The following is a 14,496-nucleotide window of genomic DNA, read 5'->3' on the forward strand; positions in this document are numbered from 1 at the left end:
GATACGGGCTCTCGACACGCTCGATCCCACCTCGAGACGAACGGGTGGTGCTGGTTGGGGGAGTGACGGCACGTTTCCCCACCCGTCATGCTGACGGAAGTCAGCATCCATTCGCGCTTTGCCCGAAATCGCGAGCGTTGCGGCAATGGATCCTGACTTTCGTCAGGATGACGGAGAAGAAGGCGGGCTGCTTACCGGTCGCGCAGGTAATAGCGGTCGGTAGCGTTGAGCTCCTTGTCCAGCTCGTAGACCAGCGGCTGGCCGGTCGGGATTTCCAGCCCGGCGATGTCGTCGTCCGAAATGCCCGACAGGTGCTTCACCAGCGCGCGCAGCGAGTTGCCGTGGGCGGAGATCAGCACGCGCTTGCCGGCCTTCAGCTCGGGGACGATCCGCGCTTCCCAATAGGGCAGCACGCGCGCGATCGTGTCCTTCAGGCTCTCGGTCGCGGGCACGTCGATGCCGGCATAGCGGCGGTCGTTGGTGAGGTCGTACGCACCGCCGGTCTCAGCCGCGGGCGGCGGAATGTCGAAGCTGCGGCGCCAGATCTTGACCTGGTCGTCGCCGTGCTTGGCCGCCGTCTCCGCCTTGTCGAGCCCGGTGAGTCCGCCATAGTGGCGCTCGTTCAGCCGCCAGTCCTTCTCGACCGGTAGCCACAGCCGGCCCATCGCCTCCAGCGCCAGGTTGAGCGTCTTGATCGCACGCGTCTGGAAGCTGGTGAAGCACTGGTCGAAGTCGAGGCCCTTGGCCGCCAGCAGTTCGCCAGCGGCGGTCGCCTCGGCGATGCCCTGCTCGGTCAAGTTGACGTCCCACCAGCCGGTGAAGCGGTTTTCCAGGTTCCAGGCGGACTGGCCGTGGCGAATGAGGACGAGGCTGGACATCGGAACTCCTTGAAGAATGGACAGGCAGGCGGGGGATCAGAGCGCGTCGATCATCCCGGCAAGCGTGTCGAGACACGAATGGGCGAGCGTCTTGGAGCGCTCGGGCGACCAGCCGAACTCCGGATCGGGATTCGCGTCATGGTCCTTGAACGGCATTTCCAGCGTCATCGACACCGCGCCGAACCGCTCGGCGAGCTGGTTGGTCGACATCGACAGGTTGGCGGTGCCCGGCGCCGACTTCACATAGCCGAGCTCCAGCTGGAAATCGGGCGTCGCCGCCGCCAGCCGCCGGCCATATTCGTAGAAATTCTCGCCATGCGGGTCGGTCCAGGCGGGGATGCCCTCGTAGCCGGCGAGGAAGTTGGCGGGGATCGCCTCGTCGCCGTGGACGTCCATCGCGAAGACGACGCCGGTCTCATCCATCGCGTTGCGCACGCACAGCACTTCGGGGCTGCGCTCCGCGGTGGGCGTGTGCCATTCGCGGTTGAGGTTCACGCCGGCGGCGTTGGTGCGCAGGTGGCCGCGGAAGGAGCCGTCCGGGTTCATGTTGGGCACCAGGTGCAGCGTTGCCTTTTCGCGCAGCGCCTGTGCGGTGGCGTCGCTCGGATCGACCAGCTTCTCCAGCACGCCTTCCATGAACCATTCGGTCATCGATTCGCCGGGGTGCTGGCGAGCGTAGAACCAGACCTGCTTGGGACCGGTGCCGACGCTCAGGCAGTCGATCGCGCGACCGTCGAGCGTCTGGCCGAGCTCTCGCACGGTGACGCCCGGCTCGGCGGCGATGCGGGCGATCAGCGCGTCGTGGCGCTCCATCGAATAGGGCGCGAAATAGGCGAACCAGACGATGTCGCTGTCGATCTCCGCGGTCCAGCGCAGCACGCCGTCGGCATAGTCCGTCTCGGCGACCTGCCGCCAAGCCTCGCGATCGCTGCTCATCCGCGTGCGATAGCCGGGCCAGCCGAACGGATAGGCCGAGCCGCCCGCGTTGGTGATGCGGAAGGTCAGCCGGCGCCCCTTGGCGCCGGCGACCCGGAAGTGGAACCACTGGTAGAAGTCCGAATCGCGGTCCCGGACGATTTCCAGGTCCAGCGTGTCGCCTTCGATGCCGGTGACGCGGATGTTGCCGCTGTCGAACGCGGCGTTGACGGTGATGCTCATTTCACCGTGGTAGTGATCCCGGACTCGCCGGGAAAGCCCCGGAACAGCGCATTGGCGAGCTTGTCGGCCACCGCGACCGGCTGCCCCTCGGACCGGCCCTCCAGCGATTCGGTGATCGCGCGGCCTTCCCACACCACCGTATTGTCGGCGCGGCGGCGGATCTGTGCCGACAGCTCGGAGCCGATCACCGCCTGCTGGCGGTCGCCGCCGATCGGCAGCGTCACCCCGCCGCCCAGTCCGACGCCCGAGCGCCGGCCGAAGCTGCCGCCGCCGGCGCCCAGCCCGATCGAGAAGGGCGCGGGCTTGTCGACATAGCCGCGCGGCGCGCGCAGGAAGGCGACCGAGACGATGTAGCGCGAATCGCTGCCGACCGAGGTGACGGGGGTGAAGCCCAGCCGGCCCATTTCGCGCGACACCGCATCGGCATAGGTGCGGTATTCGGGGCTGATCGTCGCATTGGTGCGCAGCGGCTCCACGGTGAAGCTCCCCTGCTCGACCGGGGAGCCCAGGTGGAAACGGGTCACGTCGATCGGGGCGGCCCGCTGCGTCGTCGCGCACCCGGCGGTGAGGGTGGCGGCGGCTGCGGTGAGCGCCAGTACAAGCTTGTTCATGCCGTGGCTCCCTATGCGGCGCGAAGGCGCCGCGAGTCGTCGTGTCTAACGCGCGACTTGCCGCATCCGCTCCCCCGCCGCCATCCTTGACTTGGGGCCCGGCAGCCTCTAGGCGGGCGCCTCATTTTTCCAGCCCAAATTTCGAGAAGCGAACCCGGTCATGAAGATCGTCAACTCCCTGAAGTCGCTCAAGGATCGTCACCGGGACAACCGCGTGATCCGCCGTCGCGGCCGTATCTACGTCATCAACAAGACGAATCGCCGTTTCAAGGCGCGCCAGGGCTGATCTTGCCGGTTCGGTAGCGCGATGTCGGTACCGGGCCCGGTCAAGGCCGTCGTCTTCGACGTCGGCAATGTCCTCTATCACTGGGACCCCCGGTTCCTCTACGAGCGCCTGATCGACGACGATCAGGCGCTCGAGGCGTTTCTGCGCGATGTCGTCACCCACGACTGGCACTTCCAGCACGACGCCGGCCGGCCGTTCGCCGAAACGTCGGCCGAGCTGGTGGCGCGCTTCCCCGAGCATGCGGCGCTGATCGCCGCCTGGGGACCGCGCTTCAACGAGAGCATCGGCGGCCCCGTGCCCGGCATGGCGGAGATCGTCGCCGAACTCGATTCGGCGGGCGTGCCGCTCTACGCGATCACCAATTTCTCCGGCGAGTTCTGGCCGCCGTTCCGCGCGACCGCGCCCCATCTGTTCGACCGCTTCCGCGACGTCGTGGTGTCGGGCGACGAGAAGCTGGTGAAGCCCGATCCCGCGATCTACGCGCTGGCGCTGCGCCGATTCGGGCTGGGCGCGGGCGAGGCGGTGTTCGTCGACGACAACCTCGCCAACGTCGCCGGTGCTGAGGCCGCCGGCTTCCACGCGGTGCCCTTCACCGACGCGGCCGCATTCCGCGCCGAACTGGTCCGGCTGGGGCTGCTCGACGCCGCCTGACCCCGGACGGCGACGCGCGCGTCGCCGTTAGCGTCCGCGCTCCAGTGCCAGCCGCTCGCGCAGGTTGGCGAGTTCCGTTGGCGAGGCGCGCGGCCGTTCGGGCGCGGGCTTGCCGGCGCGCAGCCGGGCGCGGTCCCGCTCGGGCGGCTCGACACGGCGCACGCGCACCGCGGCATAGCCCTGGGCGCGGATGCCGAGCTGCTCGGCGGCGCCGCGGCTGAGATCGAGGATGCGCCCGCGCGCGAACGGCCCGCGGTCGTTGACGCGCAGCAGGATGGTGCGCCCGGTGTCGAGCGCGGTCACCTCGACATAGCTCGGCAGCGGCAGAGTCGTGTGCGCCGCGGTGATCCCCTTGGGGCGAAAGCGCTCGCCGTTGGCGGTCTGGTTGCCCGATTCGTTGCCGTACCAGCTCGCATAGCCGACCGCGTCGTAGCCCGGGTCCTCCGCCGGCGTGTAGCGGGTGCCGCGCACCGTATAGGGCTTGCCGATCTTGACCGGCAGGTCGCTGACCGGGCGATAGCGGGTGGTGCCGCAGCCGGCGAGCAGCGGGACGAGCAGCGCCAGCCACAGCCCCCCGCGGAACACCCTCCTCCGGATCGATGGTGCGGGGGACGGGGTACGGATCGCATCGGCCATGCCAGGGGCGCTACCCCAGCCGGTCGGACGAAGGAAACCCCGAAGCGGCGAAGCGACTCGCCGGTGCGGCCCTGTCGCCCGCCGCCCGAATCTGGCAGATCGGGCGCGTGCCTCTCTTGCCGCCCGCATCGACGGGGCGGCCCCGAACCTCAGATGGATTGCCTATGTCCCCCACTTCCGATCGCCTCGCCGCCCTCCGCACCCGCCTCGCGCAGCAGGGGCTCGACGGCTTCGTGGTGCCGCTCACCGACGAGCATATGAGCGAATATGTCGGCGGCTATGCCCAGCGCTTGGCGTGGCTGACCGGCTTCCAGGGCTCGGCCGGCAGCGCGGTGGTGCTGGCCGGCGAAGCGGCGATGTTCACCGACGGCCGCTACACGCTGCAGGTACGCGAGCAGGTCGATGCCTCCGACTGGCGCTTCTGCCGGGTACCGCAGGAAAGCATCGCCGGCTGGCTCGCCGGCCACGCGCCGCAGGACGCGCGGATCGGCTACGACCCGTGGGTGCACACCCGCGGCTGGGTCGCCGAGACGAGCGCGGCGCTGGCCGCCCGCGGCGGCACGCTGGTGCCGGTCGCGGCGAACCCGATCGACGCGCTCTGGATCGACCGGCCTCAGCCGTCGGACGCGCCGCTTGCCGTCCAGCCGGACGACCTCGCCGGCCGCAGCGCCGCCGACAAGCGCGCCGAGATCGCCGACTGGCTGCGCGCGCACGGTGCCGACGCGCTGGTGCTCTCCGCGCTCGATTCGGTGGCCTGGGCGTTCAACCTGCGCGGCACCGACGTCACCCACACGCCCGTCGCACTCGCCTATGCGCTCGTCGCGGCGGACGGCACGGCCGAGCTGTTCGTCGCGCCCGACAAGGTCGGCGAGGACATCCATCGCCAGCTCGGCAACGCGGTGACGGTGCGCGACAAGACCGCGTTCGCCGACGCACTCGGCGCGCTCGCCGGCAAGCGGGTCGCGGTCGATCCCGAGCGTGCGGTCGCGGCGATCTTCGACGCGCTGGATGCGGGCGGCGCGACGCTGCTGCCGGTGCGCGATCCCGTCGTGCTGGCCAAGGCGATCAAGAACCCGGCCGAAATCGCCGGCCATGCCGCCGCCCAGGCACGCGACGGCGCCGCACTGGTCCGCTTCCTCAAATGGTTCGAGGAGACCGCGCCGGGCGGCAGCCTCACCGAACTCGACGTGGTGGCGCGGCTCCACGACTTCCGCGCCGAAACCGGCGTGCTCAAGGACGAATCGTTCGAGACGATCTCCGCCACCGGCGCCCACGGCGCGAGCCCGCACTACAAGGTGACGCCCGAATCGAATGCGCCGATCCGGACCGGCCAGCTGTTCCTGATCGATTCGGGCGGCCAGTACGCCGACGGCACCACCGACATCACCCGGGTGATGCCGGTCGGCGAGCCCACGGCCGAAATGCGCGACCGCTTCACCCGCGTGCTGAAGGGCCACATCGCCGTCGCCACCGCGATCTTCCCCGACGGCACGACGGGCGCGCAGATCGACGCCTTCGCCCGGCGGCCGCTGTGGGAGGTCGGGCTCGATTTCGCCCACGGCACCGGCCACGGCATCGGCGCCTATCTGTCGGTGCACGAGGGGCCGCAGCGCCTCGCCCAGCCGACCTACCCCGGCGGCGGCCCGCTGGAGCCGCTGCGCGCCGGCATGCTGCTCTCCAACGAACCCGGCTATTACAAGGCGGGCGAATACGGCATCCGCATCGAGAATCTGATGCTGGTGGTCGAGCGGGCGTTTCCCCACGCCGAGGCGACGATGCTCGCGTTCGAGACCACCAGCTTCGTGCCGATCGAGCGCCGGCTGATCGACCCCGCGCTGCTCACCGAGCCGGAGCGCGCCTGGCTCGACGCCTATCATGCCGAGACGCTGCGCCGCGCCGGCCAGCTGCTCGACGCCGACACCCGCGCCTGGCTGGCGGAGAAGTGCGCGCCGATCGACTGAACGCGTCCCGTTCCCCCCTCTCGTCATCCCGACGGAAGTCGGGATCCATTGGCACTACGGGCATGAGGCTTGCGCGCCGGGCTACAAGGCTGGACGCCTCGTGGACCGGAGGCGTGCCGCCGCGAGCGTTGCGGCAATGGATCCTGACTTCCGTCAGGATGACGGCAGGTCAGTCGCCGGTCGGCTTTTCCGACTCCGGTGGGCTTGCGGGCGGCGCCGGTTGCGCGCCTTCTCCCCGCGCGCGCGCCTTGCGGCGTCGCAGATTGTCGCGCAGCGCCTGCGCCAGCCGGGCCTGTCTGTCGGGATCGTTCATCGCGTCCGGCGATAAACCGCACGAGGCCGGGTTGACAATCATCGGCGCCCCGGACATAGGCGCCCCTCCGCTGGCAACCGCCGGTGAGTGCTGCCGTAGCTCAGTGGTAGAGCGCATCCTTGGTAAGGCTGAGGTCGTGAGTTCAATCCTCACCGGCAGCACCATTTTCTCCCCGCAGAACCGATGACCTCCCCACCGGGGACGCGGCCGTGCCGCGCCCCGGCGGCGGTCGTCACAACAGCTTGTCGAGCGTGATCGGCAGGTCGCGGATGCGCTTGCCCGTCGCATTGTAGATCGCGTTGGCGATGGCGGCACCCGTGCCGGTGATGCCGATCTCGCCGATGCCGCGCGCGCCCATCGGTGCGTGGGGATCGGGAATGTCGGTCCACATCACGTCGATCTCCGGCACGTCGGCATGCACCGGCAGGTGATATTCGGCCAGGCTGGGGTTCATGATCCGGCCCGAGCGCTCGTCGAACTGGGTCTCCTCCATCAGCGCCATGCCGATCCCCATGATGATGCCGCCGCGGAACTGGCTGGCCGCGGTCTTGGGGTTGAGGATGCGGCCGCAGTCGAACGAGCCGAGGAAGCGGTCGATCCGCACCTCGCCGGTCACCGCGTTGACGCGCAGCTCGCAGAACATCGCGCCGTGCGAGTGCATCGACCAGTGCATCGTCTCCAGCGGCGGCGGCGCACTTGCCTCCGCCGAGACCTCGTCGCGCCGGGCCCGTGCGAGGATCGAGTCGTAGCGTTCGTGCCGGCTCGGGTCGTCGAGCTTGGCCAGTCCGCCGTCGCGTCCGACCACCTCTTCCGGCTTGAGCCCGGCGAGCGGCGAATCGTTGCCGGCGAGCTTGAGCAGCTCGGCGAACAGCGCCTGCTGCGCCGCGAGCACCGAAATGCCGATCGAGGCGGTCTGCTGCGACCCGCCGGCGAGGATCGTACCCGGCAGCATCGAATCGCCGTAGGCGACGGTAACCTGGTCAAGCTCGAGCCCCAGCCGCTCGGCGGTGACCTGGGTATGGGCGGTGGCGGTGCCCATGCCCATTTCGTGCGCGGCGACGTCGACGCGGGCGTGGCCGTCGCGGGTCAGCGTGATCCGCGCCGCGCCGCCCGGCATGCGGTGATAGGGATAGGTCGCCGTGGCGCAGCCCATCCCGACCCACCATTCGCCCTCGCGCCGGGCGCGCGGGCGGGACACGCGGCGGCTCCAGCCGAAGCGCTCGGCCCCCGTCCGCCACGCCTCGACGATGTGGCGCGAGGAGAAGGGCAGCCCCTGCGTCGGGTCCTTGTCGGGCTCGTTGCGGATGCGCAGCTCGATCGGGTCCATCTCCAGCTTCTCGGCGATCTCGTCGACCGCGCATTCGAGCGCGAAGGTGCCGACCGATTCGCCCGGCGCACGCATGAAGGTGTTGGCGAGCATATCGAGGCGGACCACCTCGACGTCGAGCTTGATCGCGTCGGCGGCATAGGCCGACATGGTCGGCAGGATGAACGGCTCGGGCATGGCGTTGTGCGGGGTCATCGCAGTCGTGCCCGCATGGATCAGCGCGGTGAAGCGACCGTCCGCCTCCGCCCCGATCGCGAAGCGCTGCTCGGTGAGGGTACGCCCGCCGACCAGCCGGTACACGCCCTCCCGCGACAGGACGATTCGCACCGGCCGCCCGACGAGCTTCGCCGCCGCGGCGGCGAGCACCTGATGCTCCCACAGGCATTTGCCGCCGAAGCCGCCGCCGACGAAGGGCGAGGTCACGTGAACCTGCGCTTCCTCGATCCCGAACATCTTGGCCAGCGACCAGGCGGTGTGGTCGACCGCCTGGCTGGCGTCGTGGACGATCAGCGAGTCGCCGTCCCACTGGACCGTCGCCGCGTGCAGCTCGATCGCATTGTGGTTGTGGCGCGGCGTCCGATAGACGGCGTCGACCTTGACCGGCGCGGCGGCGAGCGCGGCATCGGCGTCGCCGATCTCCTGCTTGAGCGGCTGCCCCATGAACATGCCGGTCTCGGTGCCGCGCGCCTTCGCCTCGGCATAGTCGACGAGCGCGGGCTCGGCCGCATAGGCGACCTCGATCAGCGACTTGGCATGATCGGCCTGTTCCTGCGTCTCGGCGAGCACCACCGCGATCGGCTGCCCGTTCCAGTGGATGCGGTCGTCCTGCATCACCGGCAGGTTGCTGCCGCCGCCCGCCTTGGCGCCCGACAGGAACAGCGGCATCGGCTGCATGCGCGGCGCGTTGCGATAGGTCATCACCAGCACCACCCCGGGCGCCGCCTCGGCAGCGCGGGTGTCGAGCGCGGCGATCCGCCCCTTGGCGACGGTGCTGAACGCCACCGCGGCATAGGCCATGTTCTCCAGCGGCACTTCCGCGGCGAAGGTCGCCTCGCCGCGGACCTTGCGCGGACCGTCGACGCGCGAGACGGGCCGGCCGACGTGGCCATGCTGCTGGCGGATCAGCGGGTCGGGCCGGCCGCCCGGCATCCAGCTGTCGGGCGCGATTGCGACCGCCTTCTGCATCACGCCCTGCATGGCGCCCTGCACCGCCTGCTTGGCGGTCTCCACGATGTTGCTCATGCGGCGTCTCCCGCGAGGTCGGCCAGGACGGCGACGATCGTCCTTCGGGCCAGTTCGATCTTGAAGCCGTTGTCGCGCAGCCCCGTCGCCTCGGCGAGCTCGCGGTCGGCGGCGGCGGCGAAGCTCGCCTCGGTCGCCGGCTGTCCCTTGAGCGCCGCCTCGGCCTGCCACGCGCGCCACGGCTTGTGCGCGACCCCGCCCAGCGCGAGCCGGACGTCGCGGATCGTGCCGTCGGGCGCGAGGTCGAGCGCGGCCGCGACCGACACCAGCGCGAAGGCGTAGCTCGCGCGGTCGCGCACCTTGCGATAGGTCGAGCGGGTCGCGAACGGCAGCGGCGGCAGCTCGACCGCGACGATCAGCTCGTCGGGGCGAAGCTCGGTCTCGATCTCGGGATGGCCGCCGGGCAGCCGGTGCAGCTCGACCAGCGGCACGACGCGCTCGCCCTCCGGCCCGGCCAGATGCACCTCGGCATCGAGCGCGGCGAGCGCGACGCACATGTCGGACGGGTGCGTCGCGATGCAGGCGGGCGACGCGCCCAGGATCGCGTGGATGCGGTTGAACCCGTCGATCGCATCGCATCCGGCATCGGGGGTGCGCTTGTTGCAGCGCGCGGCGTCGTCGTAGAAATAGGTGCAGCGGGTGCGCTGGAGGATGTTGCCGCCGACGGTGGCCATGTTGCGGATCTGCCCGCTCGCCCCGGCGAGGATCGCACGAGCGAGCAGCGGATAGCGGGTGCGTACGGTGCGGTCGGCGGCGACCGCGGTGTTGGTCGCCGCGGCGCCGATGCGGAGCCCGCCGTCGGCGCGCGGCTCGATCGTGCGCGACAGGCCCGTCACGTCGACCAGCGCCTGGGGCCGTTCGATCGTTTCGCGCATCAGGTCGACCAGGTTGGTGCCGCCGCCGAGATACTTGGCCTGTGGGACGGTGCCGGCGATGCGGAGCGCGTCCGGCACGTCGCCGGCGCGCGCATAGCGGAACGGGGTCATGCCGCTGCCTCCATCCGTTCGGGCCGTTCGCCGAAGGTCTCCGCGATCGCCGCGACGATGCCGTTATAGGCGCCGCAGCGGCACAGGTTGCCGCTCATCCGCTCGCGCAGCTCGTCGCCGTCGAGCGCGATCGCCTCTGCGGCGAGGTCGGCGGTCACGAGGCTCGGCACGCCACGCGCGACCTCGTCCGCCATCGCCACCGCCGAACAGAGCTGGCCCGGCGTGCAATAGCCGCACTGAAATCCGTCGTGGAGCACGAACGCCTGCTGCAGCGGGTGCAGCCCCTCCTCGGAGGCGAGCCCCTCGACGGTGGTGATCGACCGGCCCTCGTACTGGACCGCCAGCGCGAGGCAGGAATTGATCCGCTCGCCGTCGACCAGCACGGTGCAGGCGCCGCACGCGCCCTGGTTGCAGCCCTTCTTGGAGCCGGTGAGGCCGAGATGGTCGCGCAGCAGGTCGAGCAGCGAGGTGCGCGGATCGAACTCGGCGTCGACCGCCTGCCCGTTGATGGTGAAATGCATGGATCGCCTCCTGACAGAAGCGCGGACGTCGGCGGCCGGCCGCCGTTTCGTCCACGGAACAGACGTGAGACGCTCCGGACGGGCCCGCGTTCCGGCGGCCGCGCGGTTACCCGTCCGAAAGCCACGTTCCGGCGCGGCGGACGTCGAAGGACGCGCCGGCCGCACGGCGGCGCGCCGTCATCGGGATGTCATTCGCCGCCGATAGGCGCCGCGCGTCCCCACCCTGCGGCCACCGCATCGTCGAACAGGATCCCCATGCCGACCATCTCGTCGCTCACCTACGCCGCCCTCCCCGCCGCCTGTTTCCTGCTCGCGCTGCCCGCCGCCGCGCAGGAGACGCCGGTTCCCGCCGGGGCCGAAGCGCCGGCGAGCGAAGAGACGCCGCCGCAGGACATCATCGTCACCGGATCGACGCGCGCGCAGCGCCGCTTCGACGTGTCCTACGCGATCAACACGATCTCGCAGGAGGACGTCGAGAAGATCGCGCCGGTCAACTTCGCCGACCTGATCGGCCAGCTGCCCGGCTTCCAGACGGAGATCACCGGCGGCGAGGTGCAGAACATCTACCGCATCCGCGGCCTGCCGAACGACGGCGGCTTCGTGAGCTTCCAGCAGGACGGGCTGCCGCTGTTCCACGAGAACGACGGCGTCTTCTTCCGCGGCGACGCGATCCTGAAGCAGGACCTGATGACCGACCGCGTCGAGGTGGTGCGCGGCGGCCCCGCCCCCGTCTATGCCAGCTATTCGGGCGCGATCGTCAACGCCATCACCGTCACCGGCAGCGACGTGTCGCGGGGCAAGGCGCAGGTGACGCTCGGCGACACCGGCCTCTACCGCCTCGACGCCTATCAGGCCGGGCCGGTCGGCAGCGACACCTATTATGCGGTCGGCGGCTTCCTGCGCTACCACGACGGCTATCGCGACAACGGCTTCCCCAACGACAAGGGCGGGCAGATCCGCGCCAACCTGCGCCACGATCTCGACAACGGCTACGTCAAGCTGAACGTCAACTACGTCAACGACCACAACGCCTTCTACCTGCCGATCCCGATCGCCGATCCGCGCGACCCCGACGTCTCGCTCGACCCGTACATCGACTATTTCACCGGCACGATGAACTCGCCCGCGTTCCGCCACGTCAACCTGCGCTACCGCGACGGCAACGGCCAGATCCAGAGCCGCAACGGCGACCTGTCGGACGGCCGCCACATGCGGATGGTCAATGTCGGCGCGCAGTACGAAGGCGATTTCGACGGCTGGCTGGTGTCGGCGAAGGGCGGGTACACCCAGGGCAAGCTCGACTTCTCGGCCTTCTACTCGACCACCAACCCGGCCGCGGCAGCCAGCTTCGCCAACGGCTATCGCGACCGGGCGACCGCAGCGTTCGGCGCGATCGACCGCTTCGGCTATGTGCTCGCCGGGACCGACACCGTGTACGATCCCTCGGCCGCGTCCGGCCTCGTCATGCAGGGCCAGTACCGCGACATCCATTCGAACTTCTATTCGGCGCAGGGCAACCTGTCGGTCGCGCGCAAGTTCGACACCGGCTTCGGCAGCCACGACGTCAAGCTCGGCCTCTACGCCAGCGCCTATGGCGAGGACAGCCGCACGCTCTACCAGAATTATCTGATCGAGGTCGCCGGCCAGCCGCGCACGCTCGACCTGGTCGCCTATGCCGCCGACGGCAGCGAGCTCGGCCGCGTCACCGACAATGGCGTGCTCAACTATGCCGCGACGCTCAACCGAGGTGATTCCGATGCGACGATGTTCGCGCTCTACGCCAACGACACCTGGGAGATCGTGCCGGGGCTGCGCATCGACGCCGGCATCCGCCACGAACGCTACAGCTACAAGGGCTGGGCGGCGCTGACCGACCAGGCGAATCTGGGCGACGGCACGACGCTGGCCGACGACACCACCCGCGCCTTCACCGGCGTGATCCTCAACCAGAAGTTGAAGCCCCACGCCACCAACTGGACGGTGGGCGCCAACTACGACTTCAGCGACCATGTCGGCGTCTACGGCCGCGCCTCCCACCTCGAGACGCCGCCCAACATCCAGACGGTGATGAGCATCAACCCGACGATCCTCAAGACCGTCGCGGACCAGTTCGAGGCGGGGCTCAAGCTCGCCGCCGGGCGGTCGTACCTCTACGTCACCGGCTTCTACACCAACTTCGATCCGCTGAACGCCTCGTTCCTGGCGTTCGACCCGACGACCGGCCGTAACGACGTCAACGTGCCCTTCGTCGGCGAGGCACAGGTGAAGGGCGTGGAGTTCGACGGATCGTGGGCGGTGACGCCGTGGTTCACGCTCAACGGTGCGCTCACCGTCAGCGACCCGAAGTACAAGAGCTTCGAGAGCACGACCGGCGCCGATCCGGAGCAGGTGGAGGGCAACCAGATCGTCCGGCAGCCCAAGGTCTACGGCAACATCCGTCCCAGCTTCGATTTCGAGACCGGCGGCACCGACGTGTCGGTCTACGGCCGCTACACCTATATGGGGAAGCGCTTCGTCGACCTGTACAACAACACCGCGCTGCCGTCGTACGGCACCATCGGTGCGGGCGTGACGCTGCGCCGCCAGGGCTGGCAGCTGCAGCTGGTCGGCGACAATCTGTTCAACGCGCACGGGCTGACCGAGGGCAACACCCGCACCGACTCGCTGAGCGGCCAGGGCAGCGCCGAGGCGATCTACGGCCGCCCGATCTTCGGCCGCAACGTCCGCCTGGTGGTGTCGACCTCATGGTAAGACGCATGCTGCTCTGCACCGCCGCGCTCGTCGTAGCGGTGCAGTCGGTGCAGGCGGCGGAGGTGCGCGACCGGGCCGCGGAAGCGCTGTCGGCGCGACTGTTCCCGATGCTCGACGCGATCGGCGCGGCGCCGGAGACGGTGGCACGGCTCCGCGCCGACCGCGCGCTCGCGCCCGTGCTCGCCGCGCGCCGAGAGCGTGCCGCCGCCTGTGCCGACGCCGCGCCGTGCATCGCCGAGGCGGCGCTGTGGCGCGATGCCGAGCGCACCGCGCTGGAGCGGGCAGTGGCGCGCGACGCCGCACCGCTGCTGGCGGGGCGCAGCCTCGTTCCCGACGACGGCATCGCCGCCGGGCTCGCCCGCGAAATCGAGGGGCTCAACGCGATCGTGCGCGTCTATGCGCTCGGCATGCCGGCGCGCTATCCGGCGATCGACGGCCCCTCCGCGGCGTTCGGCAGCGCCGAGGCGAAGACCCGGCTCGCCGCCGCGGTGCGGCTGGGCGCCACGCCCCGGCAGAAATCGGCGCAGGCGCTCGACGGTAGCGTCGAGCTCGCGCTGGCGCTGCTCGACGTCAACGACCGCACCGACGCCGCCGGGTTCGAGCCTATCGACGGCGGCGACAATGCCACGGCGACGGCGCGGGCGCGAACGCTCGACTGGACGCGCTATCGCTACAGCGCGATCCTGCTCACCGGCATCGGCCCCGAAGTCCCCGACATGCCGCTCAGCCCCGGCGGCAAATATCATGTCCGGCTCGCCGCGGCGCGCTTCGCGGCGGGCGATGCGCCGTTGCTCGTCGTCAGCGGCGGCCGCGTCCATCCGCACGGCACGCCCTATACCGAGGCGGTGGAGATGCGCCGCGCGCTGATCGAGCGCTATGGCGTGCCGGCCGAGGCGATCGTGATCGAACCCTATGCGCGGCACACCACCACCAACCTGCGCAACGCCGCGCGCCGGCTGATGGCGCTCGGCGCCCCGCTCGATCGCGACGTGCTGATCGTCTGCAACGCCGACCAGAGCCGGTACATCGAGAGCGATGCCTTCGCCGAGCGCAACCAGCGCGAGCTCGGCTACCAGCCCGGCACGATCGGCACGCGACGCTCGCCGACCGAGCTGGAGTTCCGCCCCTCCTCCCGATCGGCGCGGGTCGATCCGCGCGACCCGCTCGATCCCTGA

At 70.2% G+C, this 14,496-nt stretch carries 13 protein-coding genes and 1 tRNA gene; 6 read left to right on the forward strand and 8 right to left on the reverse strand.

The genetic code is table 11. The features are described 5' to 3' along the window. Positions 1-191: 191 nt before the first annotated feature. The 3 genes from gpmA to ACBY01_RS08145 are packed head-to-tail and all read right to left on the reverse strand — an operon-like array spanning position 192 to position 2,647. On the reverse strand, positions 192-878 hold the full coding sequence (gpmA, locus tag ACBY01_RS08135; RefSeq protein ID WP_416460302.1) for a 2,3-diphosphoglycerate-dependent phosphoglycerate mutase: 687 nt from the start codon (positions 876-878) through the stop codon (positions 192-194). Positions 879-914: 36 nt separating this feature from the next. Further along, positions 915-2,036 carry a M14 family metallopeptidase gene (locus tag ACBY01_RS08140; protein WP_416460303.1) on the reverse strand — a complete coding sequence of 374 codons (1,122 nt, stop codon included), beginning with the start codon at positions 2,034-2,036 and terminating at the stop codon, positions 915-917. Then, positions 2,033-2,647: a DUF4136 domain-containing protein gene (locus tag ACBY01_RS08145; protein WP_416460304.1), complete on the reverse strand. Its 615-nt coding sequence runs from the start codon at positions 2,645-2,647 to the stop codon at positions 2,033-2,035. Before ACBY01_RS08145 ends, ACBY01_RS08140 begins: the two co-directional genes overlap by 4 nt. A 160-nt stretch (positions 2,648-2,807) precedes the next feature. On the opposite strand from ACBY01_RS08145, the gene ykgO reads away from it, so the two are divergent. Both ykgO and ACBY01_RS08155 read left to right on the forward strand, forming a co-directional pair. Beyond that, positions 2,808-2,933, forward strand: a complete 126-nt coding sequence (gene ykgO, locus ACBY01_RS08150; RefSeq protein WP_055755695.1) for a type B 50S ribosomal protein L36 — start codon at positions 2,808-2,810, stop codon at positions 2,931-2,933. 21 nt (positions 2,934-2,954) lie between these two features. Next, on the forward strand, positions 2,955-3,584 hold the full coding sequence (locus tag ACBY01_RS08155) for an HAD family hydrolase (protein ID WP_416460305.1): 630 nt from the start codon (positions 2,955-2,957) through the stop codon (positions 3,582-3,584). A gap of 27 nt (positions 3,585-3,611) precedes the next feature. Here ACBY01_RS08155 and ACBY01_RS08160 read toward each other — a convergent pair whose 3' ends face one another. Then, the gene (locus ACBY01_RS08160) at positions 3,612-4,085 is read right to left on the reverse strand and encodes a septal ring lytic transglycosylase RlpA family protein (protein WP_416460331.1); all 474 of its coding nucleotides are present in this window, start codon (positions 4,083-4,085) and stop codon (positions 3,612-3,614) included. Positions 4,086-4,384: 299 nt separating this feature from the next. Here ACBY01_RS08160 and ACBY01_RS08165 point away from each other — a divergent pair, with 299 nt between their 5' ends. Next, the gene (locus ACBY01_RS08165; protein WP_416460306.1) at positions 4,385-6,181 is read left to right on the forward strand and encodes an aminopeptidase P family protein; all 1,797 of its coding nucleotides are present in this window, start codon (positions 4,385-4,387) and stop codon (positions 6,179-6,181) included. 169 nt (positions 6,182-6,350) lie between these two features. Here ACBY01_RS08165 and ACBY01_RS08170 read toward each other — a convergent pair whose 3' ends face one another. Next, positions 6,351-6,494 carry a hypothetical protein gene (locus ACBY01_RS08170; RefSeq protein WP_416460307.1) on the reverse strand — a complete coding sequence of 48 codons (144 nt, stop codon included), beginning with the start codon at positions 6,492-6,494 and terminating at the stop codon, positions 6,351-6,353. An 89-nt stretch (positions 6,495-6,583) separates the two neighbouring features. On the opposite strand from ACBY01_RS08170, the gene ACBY01_RS08175 reads away from it, so the two are divergent. Further along, positions 6,584-6,658, forward strand: a tRNA-Thr gene (locus tag ACBY01_RS08175). A 68-nt stretch (positions 6,659-6,726) separates the two neighbouring features. Here ACBY01_RS08175 and ACBY01_RS08180 read toward each other — a convergent pair. From ACBY01_RS08180 to ACBY01_RS08190, 3 genes are read right to left on the reverse strand one after another with little or no spacing between them, the layout of a single operon-like run. Beyond that, complete coding sequence (locus tag ACBY01_RS08180; RefSeq protein WP_416460308.1) at positions 6,727-9,063, reverse strand: xanthine dehydrogenase family protein molybdopterin-binding subunit; 2,337 nt, start codon at positions 9,061-9,063, stop codon at positions 6,727-6,729. After that, complete coding sequence (locus ACBY01_RS08185; protein WP_416460309.1) at positions 9,060-10,049, reverse strand: FAD binding domain-containing protein; 990 nt, start codon at positions 10,047-10,049, stop codon at positions 9,060-9,062. The genes ACBY01_RS08180 and ACBY01_RS08185 overlap by 4 nt, the downstream gene beginning before the upstream one ends. Then, the gene (locus tag ACBY01_RS08190) at positions 10,046-10,570 is read right to left on the reverse strand and encodes a 2Fe-2S iron-sulfur cluster-binding protein (protein ID WP_416460310.1); all 525 of its coding nucleotides are present in this window, start codon (positions 10,568-10,570) and stop codon (positions 10,046-10,048) included. Before ACBY01_RS08190 ends, ACBY01_RS08185 begins: the two co-directional genes overlap by 4 nt. A gap of 255 nt (positions 10,571-10,825) precedes the next feature. Here ACBY01_RS08190 and ACBY01_RS08195 point away from each other — a divergent pair, with 255 nt between their 5' ends. Beyond that, the gene (locus tag ACBY01_RS08195) at positions 10,826-13,321 is read left to right on the forward strand and encodes a TonB-dependent receptor (RefSeq protein ID WP_416460311.1); all 2,496 of its coding nucleotides are present in this window, start codon (positions 10,826-10,828) and stop codon (positions 13,319-13,321) included. Next, positions 13,315-14,496, forward strand: a complete 1,182-nt coding sequence (locus tag ACBY01_RS08200; RefSeq protein ID WP_416460312.1) for a YdcF family protein — start codon at positions 13,315-13,317, stop codon at positions 14,494-14,496. Before ACBY01_RS08195 ends, ACBY01_RS08200 begins: the two co-directional genes overlap by 7 nt.

It is taken from the genome of Sphingomonas mangrovi (genome assembly GCF_047975845.1).
Taxonomy (GTDB): domain Bacteria; phylum Pseudomonadota; class Alphaproteobacteria; order Sphingomonadales; family Sphingomonadaceae; genus Sphingomonas.

What these genes read in the sequence shown, in the direction of transcription:
- gpmA (WP_416460302.1), bottom strand. Translation starts at nt 878, where the DNA reads ATGTCCAGCCTCGTCCTCATTCGCCACGGCCAGTCCGCCTGGAACCTG.
- ACBY01_RS08140 (WP_416460303.1), bottom strand. Translation starts at nt 2,036, where the DNA reads ATGAGCATCACCGTCAACGCCGCGTTCGACAGCGGCAACATCCGCGTC.
- ACBY01_RS08145 (WP_416460304.1), bottom strand. Translation starts at nt 2,647, where the DNA reads ATGAACAAGCTTGTACTGGCGCTCACCGCAGCCGCCGCCACCCTCACC.
- ykgO (WP_055755695.1), top strand. Translation starts at nt 2,808, where the DNA reads ATGAAGATCGTCAACTCCCTGAAGTCGCTCAAGGATCGTCACCGGGAC.
- ACBY01_RS08155 (WP_416460305.1), top strand. Translation starts at nt 2,955, where the DNA reads ATGTCGGTACCGGGCCCGGTCAAGGCCGTCGTCTTCGACGTCGGCAAT.
- ACBY01_RS08165 (WP_416460306.1), top strand. Translation starts at nt 4,385, where the DNA reads ATGTCCCCCACTTCCGATCGCCTCGCCGCCCTCCGCACCCGCCTCGCG.
- ACBY01_RS08170 (WP_416460307.1), bottom strand. Translation starts at nt 6,494, where the DNA reads ATGAACGATCCCGACAGACAGGCCCGGCTGGCGCAGGCGCTGCGCGAC.
- ACBY01_RS08180 (WP_416460308.1), bottom strand. Translation starts at nt 9,063, where the DNA reads ATGAGCAACATCGTGGAGACCGCCAAGCAGGCGGTGCAGGGCGCCATG.
- ACBY01_RS08185 (WP_416460309.1), bottom strand. Translation starts at nt 10,049, where the DNA reads ATGACCCCGTTCCGCTATGCGCGCGCCGGCGACGTGCCGGACGCGCTC.
- ACBY01_RS08190 (WP_416460310.1), bottom strand. Translation starts at nt 10,570, where the DNA reads ATGCATTTCACCATCAACGGGCAGGCGGTCGACGCCGAGTTCGATCCG.
- ACBY01_RS08195 (WP_416460311.1), top strand. Translation starts at nt 10,826, where the DNA reads ATGCCGACCATCTCGTCGCTCACCTACGCCGCCCTCCCCGCCGCCTGT.
- ACBY01_RS08200 (WP_416460312.1), top strand. Translation starts at nt 13,315, where the DNA reads ATGGTAAGACGCATGCTGCTCTGCACCGCCGCGCTCGTCGTAGCGGTG.